The sequence below is a fragment of the Helicobacter labacensis genome (assembly GCF_003660285.1).
Classification (GTDB): Bacteria; Campylobacterota; Campylobacteria; order Campylobacterales; family Helicobacteraceae; genus Helicobacter; species Helicobacter labacensis.
This window is the reverse complement of the sequence record NZ_QXQQ01000016.1, coordinates 14,688-36,364: the sequence shown is the minus strand read 5'-3', so window position 1 is coordinate 36,364 and position 21,677 is coordinate 14,688. Positions and strand designations below refer to the sequence as shown.

Below are 21,677 nucleotides of genomic sequence, written 5' to 3'. Positions count from 1 at the left end.
ACCACAACCCCAAAACACCGCACACACCAACACACCCCCCAATGACAATACCCCACAAGTCAAACCCTTATGGAAATACGGGGCGAACACTTTGCAAGCTTTTAAAGATTACATGAAAGCTAAAGATACAGGGAGTGCTAGTGCGTGGCTAGAATTAGGCAAGATGAGCGCGCAGGGCATTGTGCTTTACCCAGATAACAATGTGGCGATGCGCTGTTTTGAAAAAGCCATAGAATTAGGCTCCGTGCAGGCAATGGTGGAACTTGGCAAGATTTATATGGAGAATGATACCCAAGTCCTAGAGTATGGGAGTGGGGAAGCCATTAGCGGACAAGAGATAGAAAACACCCTAAACCCCCTAAAAGACGACCTAGAGAGTGAGGATTATTTAGCAATCCTTAAAACCTGCCAAGTCTTTAAAGATAAAAACATTTCTAATTGCGAACAAAAGGCAAAAGAGCTTTTTGAAAAAGCGGTCAGCTTAGGCGAGGGGCGGGGGTATTTGGGGTTAGCTCGTTTGCCATTATATGCAGATGATGAGAAAGGTGATGAAGAAAAATCGCTTTCAGAAACATTGAAACAAATAGGGGATAGACGCAAAGCTGCCAAAGAGTGCAGACAAAAAGCCATTGAGCTTTTAAAAGTGCAGGCTCAAAAGGGGGACATAGAAGCTTATGCGTTGTGGGGAAAGGCACTTAAGGATATAGCTAAGGATACTGACGAGGGCGATGCAAAAATTACGGAAGAAGAAGTTGTGCAACTCTACCAAAAAGCCATTGAGTCTGGCTATGCGGATGGGTATGACTTTCTAGGGCAGTTATTAGATGATGAAGATGAGCGCAAGGCGTGCTATGCAGAGGGGGCTAAATTAGGCAGTGGGGAATGTGCGATCTCTTTATTTGATTGCTACGCAGAACCGAGTCATTTAAAACACGCTGGGCATGACAATCTTGATGACTTTGATTTAATGGCAGAGCAAGCGATGGAATTTGTAGATGGGTTGTTAGAGCCCATTAGACTATTTGAGTTTGTCGCGCTCACTTGCAGACACCATAGGGTGTTGCCTTGGCTGTTGAAATACTTGAGCATTGTCAAAGAGGTCAGCCACAAGGCGCGATTAGGCGGGGTGGATCGCTATCAAAAATTCTTAAAGGCTTCTTATAAGAGTTTGAGCCAAACTCTTGTGCGTCCTAATATGCAACTTGCCAAAGATTTAGGAGAGGCTTCTTGGGCGCAAGAGAATGAGCGGAATCGCTTCGGGCTTGGCTTTAATCAATTAAGGGCTTTTACAAATCCTGCATGCGATCCATTCTACATGGTCAATCAAGACGGAGAAGTCAGAATAAATGCTAAGAAGCTGTAACTAGCCCTTGCACTATAGGATTTGGCTTTATATACCCACCCCCACCCCCTTTTATTTTGCTTGGGGCTTAATCCCAACACCAACGCGCGTTGGTGTCCTTAACACCCCAAGAAACTCTTGCAACCTGCCCCAATTCCCCGTCAATAATGTTACAATAAGGCTAGCGGATCACCGCAAAAATCTTTTGGAGGTTTTGTATGAAAAAGCATGTGGTATTTTTTGAGGCAGTGGGCGGGACAGACAAGGGCAGAGATGGGCACAGACGCGACAGCGTGCCCATGATGGACTACCTAAAAAAAATGGGTTGGCAGGCTGAGGTGGTGCAACTCACCGATGAGATTTTAAAAGATGCTGAGAAAACCAAGGGCATTTATGAGTATGTGCAAGCGCATGCTGATGCCTATGTTTCACGGGTCAATCCGGGCAACTTGAAAGAGGAAAAACTCTATTTTGATCTCTTGCGCAAACTCTGCGATCATGGCGTGGTTGGTATGCCCCATCCGGACGCGATGATTGGCTATGGGGCAAAGGACGCGCTCACTAAGTTAGCCGACACCGAGCTAGTACCCGATGACACTTACGCCTATTACGACAAAGAGGAGGCAAAACGCATCGGGGTTACTTGGGCAGATAAGCACGATTTCAAAAAGACTTTCCCTAAAACTCTAGCTAAGGGCGAGCGAGTCTTAAAGCAAAATCGTGGCTCAACTGGTGAGGGCATTTGGCATGTGCAATTAGAAGAGCCTCTGCCTGCTGGAGTGAGTGAAGTGCCCTTAGATGCCAAGATCAAATGCATTGAAGCGGTGGATAACCATGTCGAGCACCGCAAGCTGGGCGAATTTATGGATTTTTGTGAAAAATACCTCGTGGGGGATAATGGCATGCTGGTGGACATGACCTTTTTACCCCGCATTAAAGAGGGCGAGATTCGCATTTTAATGCTCTACAAACACCCTATTTATGTGGTGCATAAAAAGCCGGCTGAGGGCGCAGACGCTTTTAGCGCGACTCTTTTTAGTGGGGCGAAGTATCGCTATGACAAACCCGAACAATGGAACGATCTAGTGCATTATTTCTTGCGCCAACTCCCCCACATCCAAACCAAACTAGGCAATTACGATCTGCCCCTCATTTGGACAGCCGATTTCATTTTAGACACCGATGAGCATGGCAAGGACAAATACATTTTAGGTGAGATCAACTGCTCTTGTGTGGGCTTTACCACCCCTGTAGAGTTCTTGGACAAAACCGCGCGCAAAGTGGCTAACACGATCATTGACATTTTAGAGGACAAATTAAGCTAGCGCGCGCTCTAAATACTCTAGCAAGGTGTTTAGCACCTCGCTATCGTCCTTGCTGGGGGCTTGCAGATACACAGGCTTAGGGAGGTGCAAGGTGATGTGCTGTTGGTGGTGGGTGATCTTGGGGATTTGGAGTTTGTTGGCTAGGATTTTGATACGCGTGATCGCCAAGAATTGCGCGCTCATGCGATCGAGCGCGCCAAAGCGATCTTGAATTTCGCGCTGAATCTCTAGCACCTGCTCCACCTCTTGGCAATGGCAAAGCCGTCTATACAGCTCCAAGCGCAGGGCATTACTGGTAATAAGCTGCGCATTTAAAAAAGCGCTCACGGCTAATTTGAGCTCCACACAGTTACGCGCCCCTAGAGAGCCACTCTTTTCTTGCAACGCGTCTTCAAGCATGCGCGCGTATAGCGCATACCCAATACTCTTAATATGCCCGCTTTGATGACTTCCTAGTAAATTCCCCCCGCCTCTAATTTCTAAATCGTGCAAGGCGATATGCGCCCCACTCCCCAAATGGGCGTTTTTCTCTAGGGCAAGCAGGCGTTTTTGCGCGCTCTCATTTAAAGCGCGCTTATCCTCTATTAAAAAATAACAAAACCCCTCATGCGCGCCCCGCCCTACGCGCCCTCGAAGTTGGTGCAAATCGGCTAGCCCAAAACTATGGGCGTGATCAATGATGATCGTATTGGCATTGGGGAGGTGAATCCCCGATTCGACAATGCTGGTGCATAATAAAAGCTCAAACTCTGCGCGCGCAAAGGCTAGAATGAGGTTTTCAGCCTGTGTGCTTGGGGTCTTAGAGTGCAGTATCTCCACTCTAAGATGGGGCAAAAGGTTTTGCAACATCTTTTGGATGATGGGCATGCTTTGGATATGGTTATAAATGTAAAACACCTGTCCCTTGCGCCTAAGCTCTCTTAAAATGATCTCTTTGAGCAACCCCGGGGATTTTTCTTTCACAAAGGTGCGCACGGGGAGTTTGCTCTCTGGGGGGGTGGCTAGATAACTAATATCCTTGATCTGTGCTAAAGCCATGCTTAGGGTGCGCGGGATGGGCGTAGCAGACATGCTAAGCAGATGCACATTTTGGGCTAAAGTTTTGATCGCCTCCTTTTGCTTGACTCCAAATTTATGCTCCTCATCCACCACCACCAGCCCCAAGTTTTGAAACTCTGCCCCTAAGAGCGCGTGCGTGCCCACCACCACATCAATATCTCCCTCTTGCAAGCCTTTTAAAATGCGTGCCTTGTCCTTGCTAAAGCGATCGAGTTTGGCGATGGTGATATTAAAAGGGCTTAAGCGCGCTTGCAAGCTGGCGAAATGTTGGTTGGATAAAAGCGTGGTGGGCACAAAGAGCGCGCTCTGTTTCTTTGCTAGGGCAAGGGCATAGATGGCTACAAGAGCGATCTCAGTTTTGCCAAAACCCACATCTCCATTTAAAAGACGATCCATCACATGCCCACTGGCTAGATCGCCTAAAACCTCCTCTATGGCGCGTTCTTGATCCTCTGTAAGCTTAAAGGGGCGTGCGCGCTCAAAGGCTTTTAATTGGGCAGAATTGGGCACAATTTGCACCCCCTCTAATAACATGCGCTCTGCGTGTGCGCTGATAATATCCCCAGCCAGCCCTAATAACTCGGCGCGCACTTTAGCTTTGAGCTTGCTAAAACTCCCCTTGCCCAATTTATCCAGTGTGGGTGTGTTGGGGGCGATGTAGCGCTCTAACAGGTGTAGATTTTCCACCGGCACAAAGAGGCGATCGTGGTTTTGATACTCTAGGGCGATAAAGTCGCGCACACTCCCCAAAACACTTTGTTGCACCAACCCCTGAAAAAGCCCCACCCCATAGTCCTCATGCACCACAAAATCCCCACTACTTAGCTCACTTAAAGCAAAGTTTAGGGGTTTGGCTTTGGGGGGTTTGGGGTAGGAGTGCAGAGAGATAAAAATGTGCGTGGGGGTGCTAAAATGCAGGACGCAATCTGAAATACAGGTTCTGACATGGGGTTCTAGGGGGGGTAAGCTATCATGGGCGCGGTGCAATAGCGTGATTTGGTGTTGGGGGTGCAGAGCGCAAAAATCGCTTAAGTTTTTTAGGGGCAAATTCAAATCTTGGCAGTTTGGGGGCGTGTCTAATTGGGGCAGGGCTAGGATTTTCTCTAGGGGCGCTCTATACCCTAGAGTGGCGTATTCTTGGGCTTCTTGGTGTGCCTCTGGGCTTAAAAGTGCGCTGTATTCTTGCCATAGATACACCCCAAAGTCTTGCAAAACCCACCAACCCAAAGAGGCAATATCGGGCACTAAACTATCGGTGTTTAAGCCCTCAAGGCGCGCTAAAAGGGTAGCGTGTTGTTGCTCAGTGAGGCTAAAGAGTGCGGGGGGGATTTGCAAGCATTCTAAGAGTTGTGGATCGCTAAGTTGGGTGGCTAGATTAAAAGTTTTAATGTCCTCACATTCCTGCTTAAAAAAGCTTAGGCGGTGGGGTTTGGGCGATCCGGGGGTAAAAATGTCTATAATATCCCCGCGCACGCTCACCTCCCCGACTAACTCCACCATCTCCACAAATTCATAGCCATAGGCGCGCAGGCGTGTCTGTAACTCAGATAGAGGATAGGCTTCTAGGGCTTGGATGCTAAAACTTGGCATAAAAAGGGCTTGGGTAGGGGGTATAAAAGCGCGCTCAAAGGGGCGATGAGTAAGCAATCTTGTTTGGCTTCTTGGGCTTGATAAAAGAGGCGCAACTGGCTTAAAAGCGCGCTAAGTTCTGCATAAAAGGCGCGCATGTCATCTAAGTAGTGGGCTCTAAGCTCAGGAAAGATAAAGAGGGCTTTTTGGGGGGCAAAAAAGCGCGCTACTTGAGCGCACTGGCGCGCTTGTGCGTCATCTTGCACAATGAGTATTGTACTCTCAAGCCCTTTTAAAAGGGCACTATAAAGGCTGGCTTGAATCAAACTTTAGAATCCGTCCTATTTTCTAGCAAGGGATGGGCGTTATCTTTGGGGCGACTCTCGCCCACCAAAATCCCCTTGCGTTCGATGACAAGCTCGGAGCTGACGATCTTGCCATCTACAAAGCCCAAGGGCATGATTTCAATTAAATCGGCATGGGCATTGCCATTGAATTTGCCACTCACGATCAAGCGGGGGGCAAAAATATCCCCCACTACAATCCCGTTTTTGCCAATCACAACGGTGTTGCTAGAATGGATTGTCCCCTCCACCTCCCCATCAATATGTAGGTGGCAATCCATCTTCAAAGTCCCTTGGAGTTTGCTCCCTTGGGCGATGATGGTGGCAGATCCGTTAGCAGCTTGTTTATGGTCGTTAGTAAAGATGGCCATGCGATATTCCTCTCTTGTGTGAAGATAAAATCAAAATTCCTCATATTCCATTTGATGAAAAAGATGGGGTTGATGGGCTTGTCCATAAAGCGCACTTCATAGTGCAGGTGGGGTCCCGTGCTCATCCCAGAGCTCCCACTATAGGCGATGAGTTGCCCTTTTTTGACAAATTCCCCATCTTTAACCACAATTTTATGCAAATGTGCGTAATAGGTTTTAAACCCAAAGGGGTGGTAAAGCTTGATGAGTCGCCCATAACCCCCATTCCACCCATTGCCCGCTAACCCCACCACCCCATTAGCCGTAGCATACACCGGGGTGTCAATGGGGGTGCTTAAATCCACGCCGGTGTGATCTTGCATGCGGTGTAAAATGGGGTGGAAACGCCTAGAAAACTCGGCAGAAATGCGTTTATAAGATTCTAGGGGGTTGTCATTGGGGATAAAGCGCATGATGAAACTTTTCTGTGCCCCTGTGATACTAGCCACATCTAAGCGCGCGCTCAACGGGGTTTTGTCTTCTTGAGCGTCATTTTCCACGCCCACAGTATTTTCTAAATCATTGACTTTTTCCCCGGCTAATAGCAAATCTTCCACATAGCCCTGCACTTCCTTACTCAATAAGGTGTGTTTTTTTGAGCTTTTGAGAAATTCGGCACGCAAAATTTTAATTTGGGCTTTATTGCGCGCTATTTGGGTGTCAAAGATATAGAGCACCGCGATCAAAAATAAAATCACACTCAACACCAATAACAAAACATAGTAGGCAATCTGCTTGTAAATGGCTAACACATTGAGGGATTTGCTCCCATCTTGGTAAGTGAAGACGAGAATCAAACGCCTATTTAACCACATTTAGCACACCTTTAGAAGGATTGCGGGGGGTGTAGTTTTGGGTTTGGGCGATGTCTTCAATGCTATAAAAGAGATTCTTCCAATTAATAGGCGAATCGGTTTGGAAGACGCTTTCAAAATTGGCTAAACTCCACGCCAAATAAGCGGGCATATTGACCACCTGCCCTAAAAAGCGCACTTCATAGTGCAACCCAGCGCTATAGCCCACCAAATCTCCTTTATGCACGAAACTATTGGGTTTTAGCGCAATGTGGCTCAAATGCGCGTAAATAGAGCTAAAGCCAAAGGCATGTTCTAAGCGCACCAAATTCCCATACCCCTGTCTGCCTAGTAACACCACATCTACGATTCCACTTGCGCTGGCATAAACGGGGGTGTTAGGAGGGGTGGTAAAATCATAGCCCGCGCGTGTGTGGAGCTTGTTAGGCACGGGGGGGGTGAAGACTTTATGTGTGTAAGTTGGCACGGGCACACCATTGGGAATCAAGGCTAGGGCTAAATGCTTGCTGGCTAAGGGGAGGGATTTTAAATTAATACGGCTATAAGCTTGCGCGTTGAGTGTGTCCCCTTTGTTGATCTTTAAGATGTTCTCTAAATTTCTAATTTGGTGGCTCACAATAGCGATCTCTTGAGTCTTGTGCTGGATGTCTTGCTTGAGCGCGTCATTTCTGTGGTAGAGTTCTTGGTATTTGGCTTCGCTGATACGCTTTTCTAAAGTGATCTTGCCTAGTTTTTTGACTAAATAGCCCAGCCCCACCCCCCCCACTACAAGGCACACGCACAAGATCAACAGCGCGATCACCAAGTATTGCTTGAGATTCCTAGAGAGTCTAAGCTGTTTAGAACCGCCCTCATCAATGATGGTGAGCACGAGTTTATCTTGCATAGTATCCCTTTAAAAAGGCGCGCACCACGCTAAAAGACCCCCCGACAACCCAAAGCGCGCGCACCGCCTTAAAATCTTCCCAACTAAAGCGCGCCCATGCTATGCCCACACTTTCCAAAATGCGCGTGAGTTCTTGCGTATCTATTAGCTGGGGGTCTTTAAATTCCAAGACCCACACCTGCGCGATGAGGGGTTTTAGACATGCCAAGACACCCCGCGCGTCTTTTCTAGCGTAGCTATTATAAACCAAGTGGATTTTTTCACCCCCAAAATTCTCCTGCAAAGCAAGCTTGAGGGCTTGCGCCCCGCTGACATTATGCACCACATCTAGGATCAAGCGATCTTCTAAGCGTTCGAATCGAGCGCGCAAATTGAGTGCAGGAGTGGGAGGGGTGTAGGGAATTTTGAGCGTTTCTAAAGCGCTGAGCGCGCTTTGAAAATTCTGGGCTAAAAAAGGGGGGTAGCGGTGTTGCTTGGCATAACCAATAGTGATTCCTTGGGGAGGGCTAACGCTCAATAAAGGCAAAGCGTAATCTTGAGCCATCTGCTTGGCTTGCTTGGTGATCTGGGGTTTTTGGGGGGCTAAAATGATGGGGGTATGGGGGGCTAGAGTGCAAAGGGCTTTTAATTTCGTGTGGGCGATCTGCTCCAAGGTGTCGCCTAAGCGATCGGTATGATCTAGGCTAATGGGGGTGAAGATCAGCGCACAGCGCGCGCGTAAACTTGTCGTGCTATCCCATTCCCCCCCTAAGCCCGCTTCGGCTACCAAGTAATGGCAATCTTGCGCGAGGATGAGGGCAAGTAAGGTCATGTATTCAAAAAAGCTAATCTTAGGGTCTAGGTGGAGTTCTTGCAAACGCGCGTGGGCATGCTCTAATTCTAAATCACCCACCAGAGCGCGATCTCTATAAAAGCGTTCGTTGAGCGTTAAAAGATGTGGCGATGAGAAGTGCAACACTTTGAAACCCGCTTGCTCTAACATTAAAGTGAGAAAACGCCCTGTGCTCCCCTTGCCATTGGTGCCCACAATTTGGATTTTAGGGACATTATCCTCAAAGCGTTCTAAAAAGCGCGCGTAAATTCTAGGAAAACGCGTTGGATCAAAGGGCGCGTATTCTTGTGCTAGAGAAGTGAGAAAGGCGTTTAAATTCATTTGTTTAACTTGCCCTCATAAGCGATTTGGGAGACAAATTGAGTCAAAGTTTGATCCAAAGCTTGGGAGATGGCATAAAAGCGGTTATTGTAGGTGGTTAAGGGGTTTTGCAAGGACACTGCGTAGTTATAATACCCGCTATCCTTAAATTTCTTCACCACGCCCTTCTTATTGTCATAAGTGTAGTCCACATACACCGTGGCGCGATAAAAGGTAGTAAAACCCTCTTGGTTTTGGCTAATAGAGGTGTCGATCACTCTAGTGATCTCTATGGTGATGATCGAATCGGCTTGCGCCTCACTGGTTAAGGTGTTTTGGAAGCGTTGCACAATCACGCGGTTAAGCATGTCCTTAAATTGCACCGAGTTGCGCGGATTGGGTAAATTCACAATCAGACGCACGAAAATCCCCTGTCCTAGCGCGTTTTGCGCAAAAGTGGCGATGGGTTGGTAACCACAGCCACCCATCACCAATGCTAACGCCACAACCCACGCTCTCATCGCAAAACAAAATTCACCAACTTAAAAGGCACGATCACCTCTTTAAGAATTTCCTTGCCCTCCAGCCATTTATGCGCCTGCTCTTTGGCTTGGGCTAAAAGGGCATTTCGATCTAAATCCTTAGCCACGATGATACTCGCGCGCTTTTTACCATTGATCGTAATAGCGATCTCGATATTATCTTGCTCTAGAGCGGTGGTATCCACCTCTTGGGGTTTGAAATTTTGGCATTTAAAGAGTCGCTGGGCGATCTCGAAGCAAACATGGGGGATAAGGGGCTCTAGCACATGGGTTAAAATGTAATAGGCTTCGCTCCAGAGCGCGGGGTTGGTGGTTTTTTCTAGGGTGTTAAGAGCTTCCATGCACGCAGCAATGAGGGTGTTAAAGGGGTAACCGGGTTGTTTTTTTGCAAAAATGGCATGGCATTTTTGTAAGGCTAAATGCACCTTAGCGCGCGCCTGCTTTTCTATGGCGTTAAGGTTTTGTGCTCTGGGGGGGTGATCGCAGGGTTGGGCTAGAAAAGACTTTTCATAAAAGCGTTTGAGAAAGCGCGCGCTACCCTCTAGTGCCTGATCATTCCAATCAAGCTCTTTACTAGGCGGGGCGACAAAGTGGATATAAAGCCGTGCGATGTCCGCGCCATACTTTTCTAAAATCTCTTGGGGGCTAACCACATTCCCCTTAGATTTGCTCATCTTAGCCCCCCCTTTTAGCACCATGCCCTGAGTGGTCAGACAAGTAAAGGGCTCATCTAGACGCACATAGCCTAAATCGCGCAACACTTTAGTAAAAAAGCGCGCATAGAGCAGGTGCAAGATCGCATGTTCCACCCCGCCGATGTATTCATCCACACCCAGCCAATAGTCCAAAGCTTGGGGATCAAAAGCTTCTTTGTCCCAAAGCTCTTTGGGTGTGGTGTAGCGCAAGAAATACCAGCTAGATTGAAAAAAGGTGTCCATGGTGTCGCATTCTCTTTGGGCACTGCGCCCACACTCAGGGCAAAGACAAGCTTTAAACGCGGGATGTTTTTCTAAAGGGTTGCCCTCTCCATCAATTTTAACATCTTCAGGTAGCAAAATGGGCAGGTTCTCTAACTTTTCGGGCACAAGTTTGCAGTGCTCACAGCGCACCATAGGGATGAGCGCGCCCCAGTAGCGTTGGCGGCTAATGCCCCAATCTTGCAAGCGGTAATGGGTGATACGCCGCCCCAAGCCCTGCTTTTCAAAGAGATCGCTTAATTTTTCGCGCGCTTGCTCGGGAGTTAGTCCGCTGTAAGTATCGCTGTGTTCTAAAAATCCTTTTTCATTGATGACTTGTTTAATGGGGATGTTTAAAAGCGCAGCAAATTCGCCATCGCGTGTGTCGTGAGCGGGCACGCCCATCAAAGCCCCGCTCCCATAGCTCTCTAGCACAAAATTAGCCACATAGATAGGGATGGGCTCTTGGGTTAAGGGGTGCAAAGCATACAAGGGCAATAAAACCCCTTTTTTCTCTATTGAGCGCGCGCGCGCGCTGGTGTTTTGCATCTCTAGTATGGCTTGTGCGCTGGCTTGATCTAAATGCTCCCCTTGTAATAGCGCGCTCACTATGGGGTGCCCGGGGGCTAGGGCGATGAAAGTTACCCCGTAAATGGTGTCTATACGGGTGGTGAAAACCTCAATTTGGGCATGTGTGTCTGCCAAGAGGGCGACACTCTTGGGGGCTAAACTAAAAGCAAAGGCTAAGCCTTGCGATTTACCTATCCAATTTTCTTGCATGCGCAAAACTTGAGCTGGCCAATGCCCCTCTAGGTTTTTGAGTTCGTCTAAGAGTTCTTCGGCGTATTTAGTGATCTTCAAGTAGTATTGGGGCATTTGTTTTTGCACCACAGGGGTATCACAACGCCAACATTTTCCCTCAACAACTTGTTCGTTGGCTAGCACCGTTTTATCCTTAGGACACCAATTCAGCCACGCCTCTTTTTGATAGACCAAGCCTTTTTTATACATTTCAATAAAAAAGCCTTGTTCAATCTTGGTGTAGTGAGGATCGCAGGTAGCAAATTCTCTAGTTTTGGAAAAGGAAAAGCCCAAAGCCTTAAATTCCTCACGCATTTTAGCGATATTCTCATAAGTCCATTGTTTGGGGTGGATACCATATTGAATTGCGGCATTTTCTGCTGGCATGCCAAAGGCATCAAAGCCCATCGGGTGTAAGACATTATAGCCCACTTGGCGGTAATAGCGCGCTAGCGCGTCCCCAATAGCGTAATTGCGCACATGCCCCATGTGAATCGCTCCACTAGGGTAGGGGAACATGCTTAAGATGTATTGTTTGGGTTTGCTAAAATCGCTCAAGGGTTCAAACACCCCGCTTTGCGCCCAAATGTCCTGCCATTTTGCTTCTATAGTGTGTGGATTGTAGTGTTTCATTGGTATTCCGTATCTGTGGTTTTAGCCCCATCAATGATGATGACGATCAAACAAAAAACATTGCTCAGTAGCGCGCCAATCATCAGCATAGAGGCGTAAATATTGTTATTGAGGATTTGGAAGAAAATAAAGGCAGGGATGAGGTGCAAGAGAGCGCAGAGCGAGCCTCCCAAGAGTTCTGAGGCGAATTGTTTTTGCACCCCGATTTTAAGTGTGGTGGTAATGAGGTTAAGCGCTAGGGCAATAAATAACACCACCACACCAGGATCGTAAAAGAAACTAGCCACTGAAGTGGTGCTCCCCAAACTAAAGATCACAAAAGCGACACGACCCCAATCCATAACACTCCCTTAAACGCGCCCGTGTTCGTAAAGCTGTCTTAGGCGCTCTTTTTCTTGCTTGCGCTTGAGTTTTTTGAGTTCGTTGTCATGGTAGCGTCCCAGATCAAAGCCCAATAACACAGCCAATCTTGGCGCAATAAAAATCGAGCTATAAGTCCCCACAATCGTGCCTACCAACATAGGCAAAGAAAAGCCTACAAGAATTTTAGAGCCAAAGAGATAGAGCACCACCAAGACAAAAAACACCGTGAGCGAGGTTAAAAGGGTGCGGCTTAAAGTATTAGAGATCGCTTGGTTAATGAGGGTGTTTAAATCCTGTTGTTTGCGCGCAAGCATGCCCTCACGGATGCGATCAAAAATAATAATGGTGTCGTTGATAGAATAACCCAATAAGGTCAGCAAAGCGGCGATCACCTCTAGGTTAAGATCAATGTTAAAGACAATCACGCTCACCGCCGTAACTAAAGTGTCATGGGCTAGAGCCAACACCCCAGCTAAGGCAAAACGCCACTCATAGCGAAAACTCACATAGAGCATCATCGCGATGATAGCCAAAACCAGCGACAACACCCCCTTTTCCTTGAGCTCGCTCCCTACTCTAGGTCCCACGCTATCCAATTTGCGAATTTCAAACTTGCCTAGGGGGCTAAGTAAGTGGTTGATTTGCACGCCTAAATCTTGTTTAGCCCCATTTTGCCTAGCTAGCAAGGGGATTTTAATCACCATCTCCTCAGGTGCGCCAAATTCGCTCACCTGCACCCCCTTAAATTGGGTAGAAACAACTTCGCGCACTTTGGCGACACTAACCACCTTTTCAAAGCGCACCTGCACCACACTCCCCCCAGAAAAATCCACCCCTAAATTAAAGCCCTTGAAAAACATCAAGCCTAAACACACCAACACCACCACACCCGAGAGGGGCAGAGTGAAGCGGGCATAGCCCATAAAATCCAAGACTCGCACCCGCTTAAAGAGTTCCATGCTTAACCTTTTTGGGAGGTTTAGGGCGTGCGCTCAAGCTAATCCCAAACCAAAAATAAAGCCCCTTCTTTTTAGAGAGTTTGGGGGCGATGGCTTGGTAAAAACCTTGTGTGCCAATGATAGCAGTTAGAATGGAGGCTAAAATGCCAATGCCCGTGGTGAGCGCAAAGCCCTTGATCGAGCCTGTGCCATAGGCATAGAGTAAAAAGGAGGCGATTAAAGAGGTGAGATTGGAGTCAAAGATCGCGCGCGAGGCGTTGGCATAGCCAGAATGCAGGGCTTGCACCACGCTTTCATTGCCCCTAAGCCCTTCACGGATTCGCTCATTGATGATAATATTGGCATCCACTGCCATGCCCACGGTGAGCACAATCCCTGCCATGCCCGGCAAAGTCAGAGTTGCCCCAAAGAGTGCCATCACCGCGATAATCAAAAAGAGATTGACCACTAATGCCACACTGGCGATCACGCCCGCCATAGAGTAGTAAAAAATCATAAAGGCGATCACTAGAATAAACGCCCCCGCTAGCGCGATTAAAGAGGTGCGGATACTATCTGCGCCCAAACTAGGTCCGATGATGCGCTTTTCTAACACGCTAATGGGCGCGCTCAAAGATCCGCTTCTAAGCGTGATGGCTAAATCGCTAGCCTGCTCCACACTAAAGCTCCCGCTAATTTGCCCACTCCCCCCCCCAATGCGCTCGCGGATATAGGGAGCTGAGTAAACTTTATTGTCTAAGACCACCGCCATGCGCTTGCCCACATTGTTGCCTGAAAAATCCCCAAAAATCTTAGCCCCCCGTGAATCTAAACTAAAACTCACTACAGGTTGGTTATTTTTATCATAAGCCACTTGCGCGTCTGTGAGCATTTCTCCATCTAAAATAGGGATCGCCTTTAAGAGTAACTGACCTGCTCCCCCACTTTGGGGCGCATAGGACAAGATCACATCGTCTAGTTTATGGATTTCCTCCGGGCTTAACTCTGCCAAATAGGGGTTTTTCTCCTCATCAACTGCCATCATCTGCAAATGCGCGGATTTAGTGATCAAATCCTTAGCCCGTTGCTCCTCTGCGAGGGTCTTAATGCCGGGTAATTGCACTAAAATCGCGTCCCTGCCCTGCTGTAAGACCGTGGGTTCAGCAAGCCCGAATTGATCGAGGCGGTTTCTAATGGTGCTAATGACTTGCAAGAGGGTTTGGTGCTGAAAATCTTGAGTCTTTTCAAAACCCAAAGAGAGGGTGTAGTGCTCTTGGGTGCGCTCAACCTGCACGCCTTCTTTTTTAAAATCCTCTAAGATTTTATCTAAAGCCTTAGTTTCATCGGGGTCTAAAAGCTCAAACTCCACGCCCTGCAGAGAGGATCGCAAATCTTTGACTAAAATATTTTGTTCTTTAAAGGCGTAATCTAGGGAGGTAGCTATGGAAGTGTATTTGTTCTTGAGCGCCTCTTCAAGTTGCACCCCTAATAATAAACTCAAACCCCCCCTTAAATCTAGCCCTAGCGTGATCTTAGGTCCCTTGGTCTGCAACAAGCTAGGCAAAGAAAGCCCCACGCCAAAGACAAGCGCGATCACAAAAACCAGTAAGCGCGCGTTAAACACCCGCCCCAAAGACTACTGCGCCTCTTTCTTTAAAGAAACCGGGTTACTTGTGGATTCCTCATCTAGCTTGTAAGCGACATAATTTTTAGCCAACTTGACTTCTAAGCCTTCGTTCAAGCGCACTTTAAAAAAATTGGCTTCTGGCTTGATCACTTCACAGATAAGCCCGCCTTGAGAGACGATTTTATCCCCCTTTTGCAAGCCCTCCAGCATTTCTTTATGCTTTTTTGCCTGCACGCGCTGGGGGCGGATAATGAGAAAATAAAAGATCGCAAAGAGCACCAATAAAGGCAAGAGCGAAGTGAGAATTTCCTTAGTTTGACCCATATAACTCCCTTGTGAGATTCAAAACCCCAATTATAATAACTTTACTTAAGGCTTGGCTTTAAGATTTTCTTTTCTATGGATCACCACCAAATACAGCGTGCCTAGCACCCCAGCAACAAGAGAAGCTAACAAGATGGCGATCTTAGAAACCTCCATCGCGTCTTCGTTATTAAAGGCTAGATTAGACATAAACATCGACATGGTAAAGCCAATGCCAGCTAGCATGCCTGCTCCTAAAATCTGCGCCCAACTCACCCCATCGGGGCGTTTGGCGATTTTAAGTTTCTCAGCTAAAAAGGTGATAGCAAAAATGCCAATGGGTTTGCCCACCACTAGCCCTAAAATCACCCCCCATAGGATTTCATCCACATTAAAATTGAGCTCCTTGCTAATAGCCACCCCCGCATTAGCTAGCGCAAACAAGGGCATGATGAAGTAAGCACTATAAGGGTGCAAAGCGTGCTCTAGGCGCTCTAGGGGGCTTTGTAGATTTCTAGTCGCGTCTTGGAGGGCGTAGAGAATGTCGCGTTGGTCTTGATCTAGGGGTTTGTTGGTGCTATGCGTCTTGGGATTGAACGCGCTTTTAAAACTCTCCATCATCGCGCTAAAGCTATGCACGACTTGTTTGCGCTGGGTAATTTTAATGGGAATGGTGAATGCCAACGCCACGCCCGCAATGGTAGCATGGATTCCGCTATTGTGCGTGGTGATCCACAAGCCCACTCCCAAGAGTAAATACGCCCACAAATAGCGCACCCCCAGTATATTTAGCAAAATTAATGCTAGCAAAATCCCTCCCGATCCAGCTAGCCACACCATGTGTAAATTAGAGCTATAAAAGATCGCAATCACCACGATCGCGCCCAAGTCATCGGCTACGGCTAAAGTTACTAGAAAGACTTTGAGCGCGGGGGGCACGCGTTTGCCCAAGAGCAAGATCACGCCTAAGGCGAAGGCAATATCTGTAGCCATAGGAATCCCAAAGCCATGCGCGCTAGCTGTGCCCGCATTTAAACTATGATAAATCAAGCCCGGGACGATCATGCCCCCCAAAGCGGCAATCACTGGAAAAGCAGCTTTGGCAAACCCGCAAAGCTCCCCATAGAGCACCTCGCGCTTGATCTCTAGTCCCACCAAGAGAAAAAACAAAGCCATGAGCACATCATCGATCCAATCGTGGATAGAAAAGCTAAAGTGGTGTTCCCCCACGCTAAAGCCCACTTGGGTGTGCCACAATTCAAAATAATAGGCAGACAAAAAAGAATTGGCATAGATCATCGCCCACACGGCACTAATGAAGAGAAAAATCCCGCTGAAGGATTCGCTTTTGACGAAGTCTAAAAAAAGATTCTTGGGCGGTTGTGTCATCGCTGTCCTTATAAAGAAATGGGGCGCACCTGCACGCCAGACTCCAAAGCGTAGATCAGCACACCTTGTACTTGGCAATGGGGGTAGAGATGTTGGGCGCGTTGTTGGTAACCTAGCACCTGTTGGCGGTGCTTGTGCTGGTAAGTTTCTCCGCTCTTGTAATCCAAAATATAAAGCCTTTTGGTGGGTGGATCGCAAGCTAGCATGTCCATGCGCCACACTTGTTGACCTGTTTTAAAGCACACTTCTGCGCGCAATTCCGCTTGCAAATACGCCTGAAAAGCGCTCTTGGCTTGCAAAGCCTGCACACGCGCCAGCACTTGGGGTATATCCACGCCCATAAAGCTATAATGGTGGTGCAAATAGGGGGCAAGATCGCCCAAAGCTACGCCATAGCCATAGTGCAATTCTAAAGCCTTGTGCAAGACTTCCCCGAATCTAAGCGCTTGGCTGGAGAGTTGTGGGTTTTCCTCTTCTTGTAGTAAGTGATCATTTTGTCTGCCAAAGGCGCGTTGATTCTCTAGCAAAGCGGGGGTATGCTCTAGTGAGGGCGCGCTGGGGGGAGTGGGGCTGGGAGCAATAGTACCTTGTGTGAAAGGCTGGAGATCTAGGGTTTTAAAAACGCTTCCTTCTGTCTGTTGCACAATAATCAAACTGTGCTTGGCGCGTGTGCAGGCGACATAGAGGACATTTTGCTTCTCTTTGGCGTTGCGTTCTTTAAAAATTTGCAACGCCCTAGCGTAATCCGGATCAAAATATTCTCGTTGCTTTTGCCGATAAAAGGGCTTGAGGCGTTTTTCAAGATAGAGGGTAAAAAACTTAGAGGTATCTGGTTTGTCGCCACTGAAAGGCTCGATCACAAGCACATGCCCAAACTCCATGCCCTTAGACTTGTGGATCGTCATCACCTTGATCCCCTGTGCGCCCTGATGGCTAAAACCCAGATCCTCTTTTTCAAGGCTCTCTATGAAACGCGCGCTGTCATGATGGGCTAAGGAGAGCTCTAAAAAGTGGCGCGCAGGGGGGCTATAAAGCCCAAAAGCGCGCATAAAATTCAAAATAAAGGCGCTTAAATTGGTGTTGTAATCGGGCAAATCCAAAGAGGCACTCAAGGGCATACCTAGCAATTTGAGCATGCATGCGCGGTGGTAGGATTTGTGGGCTTGGGGGGCTAGGGCGTGCTTGAGGGCGTGCATTAAAATTTTTGCTTCCCTTTGGGCTAATAGGCGCGTGTCTGTTTCGCTAATGATGGGGATTCCCTCTAAGATAGGGTCTTTAGATTCCAATAGATGGTTTTTGATGGTGGTAACATCGTCATTTTTAAAGCAGAGGATGGTGATCTCTGAGGGGTCTACTTGGGCTTGCAAGAGCGCGCTCACCTCTTGGCAAAGTGTGTTCAAGCGATCGTCCTTAGAAACTTGGCATACCTTGACATAGCCTTCTTGAGCCTTAGCATGCGCACTTTGGACTTGGTAACCTTCAAAAACGGCTTTGAATTTCTCATTGATGAAGTCTAGCACAACGCGATCGCTGCGGTAATTGTGGATTAAGGGTTTGCTGGGGAATTGATCGCACACCTGCGCGAAGAGATCGCTATAGCTCCCTCTAAAGCCATAAATGCTCTGCTTAGCATCGCCCACAAAAAACACGCTCCGCTGGGCTAGATTCTGCCCCTTGCCTGCCCTGATTTCTGCGATCAAGGGTTGCAAAATTTGGTATTGCAACACGCTGGTGTCTTGAAACTCATCCACTAAAATGTGGCTAATACGGCTATCTAGTCTAAAGTAGAAAAAGTCTTTATCTAGCAATCGGGTTAATAAAGTGTGGGTTTTGAGCGCGATCGCGTTGAAATCGAGAGCTGTGGGGCTGTGGGTGTGGGTTTGGTAGCGATTTAAAAAATAGTGCAAATCTTTAAAAACGGCGCGTTCTTGGGCTTGGTAATAGCGCACAATGAGGGCATGCAAGGCTTGAAAATCCGGGGTTAGATCTTGGAGCTTGGCTTTTTTATAATAGAAGTAATCTGCACCCTGTGTGATGGGTTTAACACAGCCCAAAATATCCTGGATGGAGTCGCATTTGAGGGCTTTTTTAGCGCTTGGGGTGCTAACACGCAAGAGGATTTTCTCTTGGAGCGCGCGCGCTTCTTGGACAATTTGCTCTTGTAACGCCTTTAAGTCATGTGTGTCGCGTTGCAAAGCATCGATGTCAACTCCGCTATAGTAGAGGGTCAAGATAAAATCCAAAGCGTAAAGGGCGTTAAAACTTGTGCCCGCGCTCAGTAGATTCACACATAGAAGTTCTAAGCGACTCTTCTCTTTGGTGCTAAGTGTGTTTAAAAAGCCTAGCATCTTGTCTTCTGCGCCCAAATGGCTCACTTTAAAAGACGCGCTCACCCCCACAAAATAGCTAAACTTGCGTAACACCTTCTGCAAAAACGCGTCAATGGTCATGATCTGGGCATCATCTTGTAAGAATTGCGCGTAAACTTTGGGAATAAGGTGCGCGATAGTGGGGCGATCAAGGGCGTATTGTTGTGCCAACGCGTCTAAGAGGGCGGCGTTTTTAAACACCTCCCCCCCACTTTGCCCATCGACTAAAAGGTCCTCTAAAGCCTGAGTGATGCGCTCTTGCATCTGCAAAGCCGCCTTATTGGTGAAAGTGAGGGCTAAAATCTCATGGGCACGCGCGCCCTTCAATAGCAACGCCACATAGCGCAACACGAGCGCAAAAGTCTTCCCGCTCCCCGCTGAGGCACGCAAAACTAAATGGGGATCCGTGTTAATGGGTTTTTTCATCCTGTTATTATAGCAAACTCGCCTGCGCCACACTCTGCTTAGCAATCTGGGTAATTTGATCCCATTGCCCCTTTGCCATTAAATCTTGAGGGGTGAGCCATGAGCCTCCCACGCAAGAAACATTCTCTAAGGCTAGATACGCGCCCATGTTCTCTAAGCTAATCCCCCCGGTGGGGCAGAATTGCACCCCCTTAAAGGGCGCGCTAAAGCTTTTAAGCAATTTTACCCCCCCCACCGCTTCAGCGGGGAAGAGTTTTAACGCCTCAAAGCCATATTCTAAAGCCAACATCAATTCCCCCGCGCTCGCCACACCCGGGATCAAAGCGATGTCAGCTCCTTGGACTTCTTTGGCGAATTTGGCGTTAATCCCCGGGCTAATAGCAAAGCGCGCGCCTGCCTTTTTTGCCTGCTCTAACATGAAGGCATTTAAAATTGTGCCCGCTCCCACGATCGCCTCAGGGACTTCTTTAGCAATCAAGGCAATCCCCTCTAGCGCGCCTGCTGTGCGCAAGGTGATTTCTAAAATTTTGATCCCCCCTTTTAAAAGGGCTTTGGCAAGGGGCACACCCCATTTAGGGTCTTGCAAAGTGATCACGGGGATAATTTTCCCACAATTTAAAACTTCTTGTGCTTGCATTGATGACTCCTTAATTTCCAAAACTGGTAGCCCCACTCTCCGCGCTACTAGCTAAACTTCTAAACCCAAAAAAGAGTTCACGCCCACTGCCAAAATGATCGCGTGGCGCGGGGTTGGCTTTTCTAGCCTCCCACTCTGTAGGCTTGACAAGTGCTTGCAAAACCCCCTTTTTAGCGTCCAAAAGCACTTCATCACCCTCTTGCAAGAGCGCGATCGCGCCACCTAACAAGGCTTCTGGACTCAAATGGATCGCCGCAGGCACTTTGCCCGATGCTCCGCTCATGCGCCCATCGGTGAGCAAAGCCACTTGAAAGCCTTGATCTTGGAGTGTGCCTAGAATGGGGGTGAGTTTGTGTAACTCGGGCATACCATTAGCCCGTGGTCCTTGATAGGGTAACACTGCGATGAAGTCGCGATTCAAATCCCCTTGTTTAAAACGATCTAAAAACTCTTGTTGGGAGTGAAATACAAGAGCGGGGGCTTGGATTTTTTGGTGTTGTTCAGCCACAGCAGAGATTTTGATCACCGCACGCCCTAGATTACCTTTGAGGGTTCTTAAGCCCCCATCTACACTAAAGGGCTCTTTAACAGGACGCACAATGTTGGTATCTAAACTCTCTAATACGCCCTCTTTATAAGTGAGAGTGCCCTCTAACAGATAGGGGTTTTTAGTGTAAGCCTCTAGCCCAACTCCTACGATCGTCTCACAATCTTCATGCAAGAGCCCAGCGCGCAACAATTCGCGCACGATAAACGCCAGACCTCCGGCTGCCTCAAATTGATTCACATCGGCTTTGCCATTAGGATAAACGCGCGCCAGTAAGGGGGTGAGTTTAGAGATCGCATCAAAATCATCCCAATTGATCACAATCCCCGCGGCTTTGGCGATTGCCACGAGGTGAATGGTGTGGTTGGTCGAGCCTCCGGTTGCCATCAAGCCCACCATCGCATTGATCATATTTTTTTCACTCAACAACACCCCGATAGGCTTGACTTCTCGAGTTGCCATGTGTGTCGCAGCCGCCTTGACTAGGGCTTGCCTTAAAGAAGTGTTGGGGTTGATGAAAGCCGAATTGGGTAGGTGTAAGCCCATCAGCTCCACCATCATTTGGTTAGAATTGGCTGTGCCATAGAAAGTGCAAGTGCCCACAGAATGGTAAGATTGCATTTCACTCTCTAACAATGCGTCCCGCGTGATCTTACCTTGGGCGAAGAGTTCGCGCGTTTTGGATTTTTGCGCGTTAGAAATCCCGCTAGTCATCGGACCTGAGGGCACAAAAATACTAGGCAAATGCCCAAAATGCAACGCACCAATGAGTAACCCGGGCACGATCTTATCACACACCCCCAAATAAAACGCCCCATCAAAGACATTGTGAGAGAGCGCGATCGCGCTACTCATCGCGATCACATCGCGCGAAAAGAGACTAAGCTCCATGCCCTCATAGCCTTGCGTGATCCCATCACACATCGCCGGTACCCCTCCGGCAAATTGCGCGCTCAAACCATGTTTAGCTAGCTCCTCTTTGAGCAGATCGGGGTAGGTTTTAAAGGGCTGGTGGGCAGAGAGCATGTCATTGTAAGCCGAGACAATGGCAAAATTACGCCGATCGCTTGCTTTCATCTGGGTTTTGATATGCTCGGGCATGCTTGCGTAGGTGTGGGCAAGGTTAGCACAACCCAAGTCTTTACGGGCGATCTTGCCTTGGTGCCCAGCAATGTGCTCTAAATAGGCTTCTCTGGTGGGTTTGCTGCGTTCTCTGATTATTTTTGTAACATGCTCTAGGGCTTTTAGTGCCATTGGCGATCCT

Annotated in this window: 16 protein-coding genes and 1 pseudogene; 2 read left to right on the top strand and 15 right to left on the bottom strand. The window is 48.0% G+C overall.

Features of this window, described 5'->3' with window-relative positions; translation table 11 throughout:
* Both EAO33_RS05880 and EAO33_RS05875 read left to right on the top strand, forming a co-directional pair.
* The coding region (locus tag EAO33_RS05880; RefSeq protein WP_162982219.1) for a tetratricopeptide repeat protein at positions 1-1,363 on the top strand (1,363 nt) is incomplete at its 5' end.
* Between the two features lie 197 nt (positions 1,364-1,560).
* On the top strand, positions 1,561-2,667 hold the full coding sequence (locus tag EAO33_RS05875) for a Cj0069 family protein (RefSeq protein WP_120945850.1): 1,107 nt from the start codon (positions 1,561-1,563) through the stop codon (positions 2,665-2,667).
* On the opposite strand, the pseudogene EAO33_RS05870 reads toward EAO33_RS05875, so the two are convergent.
* The 15 genes and pseudogenes from EAO33_RS05870 to edd form a co-directional block, all read right to left on the bottom strand.
* Positions 2,659-5,621 (bottom strand): annotated as a pseudogene (locus tag EAO33_RS05870) (DEAD/DEAH box helicase). The gene EAO33_RS05875 and the pseudogene EAO33_RS05870 overlap by 9 nt on opposite strands.
* Positions 5,618-6,010: a bactofilin family protein gene (locus EAO33_RS05865; RefSeq protein WP_120945849.1), complete on the bottom strand. Its 393-nt coding sequence runs from the start codon at positions 6,008-6,010 to the stop codon at positions 5,618-5,620. The pseudogene EAO33_RS05870 and the gene EAO33_RS05865 overlap by 4 nt, the downstream one beginning before the upstream one ends.
* The gene (locus EAO33_RS05860) at positions 5,923-6,864 is read right to left on the bottom strand and encodes a M23 family metallopeptidase (protein ID WP_120945848.1); all 942 of its coding nucleotides are present in this window, start codon (positions 6,862-6,864) and stop codon (positions 5,923-5,925) included. The genes EAO33_RS05865 and EAO33_RS05860 overlap by 88 nt, the downstream gene beginning before the upstream one ends.
* Positions 6,851-7,750: a M23 family metallopeptidase gene (locus EAO33_RS05855; RefSeq protein WP_120945847.1), complete on the bottom strand. Its 900-nt coding sequence runs from the start codon at positions 7,748-7,750 to the stop codon at positions 6,851-6,853. Before EAO33_RS05855 ends, EAO33_RS05860 begins: the two co-directional genes overlap by 14 nt.
* On the bottom strand, positions 7,740-8,903 hold the full coding sequence (locus EAO33_RS05850; protein ID WP_120945846.1) for a folylpolyglutamate synthase/dihydrofolate synthase family protein: 1,164 nt from the start codon (positions 8,901-8,903) through the stop codon (positions 7,740-7,742). The genes EAO33_RS05855 and EAO33_RS05850 overlap by 11 nt, the downstream gene beginning before the upstream one ends.
* Positions 8,900-9,403 carry an LPS assembly lipoprotein LptE gene (gene lptE, locus EAO33_RS05845; protein ID WP_120945845.1) on the bottom strand — a complete coding sequence of 168 codons (504 nt, stop codon included), beginning with the start codon at positions 9,401-9,403 and terminating at the stop codon, positions 8,900-8,902. The genes EAO33_RS05850 and lptE overlap by 4 nt, the downstream gene beginning before the upstream one ends.
* Entirely contained in the window at positions 9,400-11,814 is a 2,415-nt protein-coding gene (leuS, locus tag EAO33_RS05840; RefSeq protein ID WP_205589518.1) for a leucine--tRNA ligase, read from the bottom strand. Before leuS ends, lptE begins: the two co-directional genes overlap by 4 nt.
* Entirely contained in the window at positions 11,811-12,155 is a 345-nt protein-coding gene (locus tag EAO33_RS05835; protein ID WP_120945843.1) for a DUF6394 family protein, read from the bottom strand. Before EAO33_RS05835 ends, leuS begins: the two co-directional genes overlap by 4 nt.
* Before the next feature lie 9 nt (positions 12,156-12,164).
* Entirely contained in the window at positions 12,165-13,136 is a 972-nt protein-coding gene (gene secF, locus EAO33_RS05830; RefSeq protein ID WP_120945842.1) for a protein translocase subunit SecF, read from the bottom strand.
* A complete protein-coding gene (gene secD, locus EAO33_RS05825) occupies positions 13,123-14,748 on the bottom strand; it encodes a protein translocase subunit SecD (RefSeq protein WP_205589517.1) in 1,626 nt (541 codons plus the stop codon). The genes secF and secD overlap by 14 nt, the downstream gene beginning before the upstream one ends.
* Before the next feature lie 3 nt (positions 14,749-14,751).
* Positions 14,752-15,066 (bottom strand): preprotein translocase subunit YajC, encoded by a 315-nt coding sequence (gene yajC / locus EAO33_RS05820; RefSeq protein ID WP_120945841.1) that lies wholly within the window; start codon positions 15,064-15,066, stop codon positions 14,752-14,754.
* Positions 15,067-15,111: 45 nt separating this feature from the next.
* Positions 15,112-16,434 (bottom strand): sodium/proton antiporter NhaA, encoded by a 1,323-nt coding sequence (nhaA, locus tag EAO33_RS05815; protein ID WP_120945840.1) that lies wholly within the window; start codon positions 16,432-16,434, stop codon positions 15,112-15,114.
* Positions 16,435-16,442: 8 nt separating this feature from the next.
* Positions 16,443-19,229, bottom strand: a complete 2,787-nt coding sequence (locus EAO33_RS05810; protein ID WP_120945839.1) for a RecB-like helicase — start codon at positions 19,227-19,229, stop codon at positions 16,443-16,445.
* Between the two features lie 7 nt (positions 19,230-19,236).
* Complete coding sequence (locus EAO33_RS05805) at positions 19,237-19,866, bottom strand: bifunctional 4-hydroxy-2-oxoglutarate aldolase/2-dehydro-3-deoxy-phosphogluconate aldolase (protein ID WP_120945838.1); 630 nt, start codon at positions 19,864-19,866, stop codon at positions 19,237-19,239.
* Positions 19,867-19,876: 10 nt separating this feature from the next.
* On the bottom strand, positions 19,877-21,667 hold the full coding sequence (gene edd / locus EAO33_RS05800) for a phosphogluconate dehydratase (RefSeq protein WP_120945837.1): 1,791 nt from the start codon (positions 21,665-21,667) through the stop codon (positions 19,877-19,879).
* Positions 21,668-21,677: the final 10 nt, after the last annotated feature.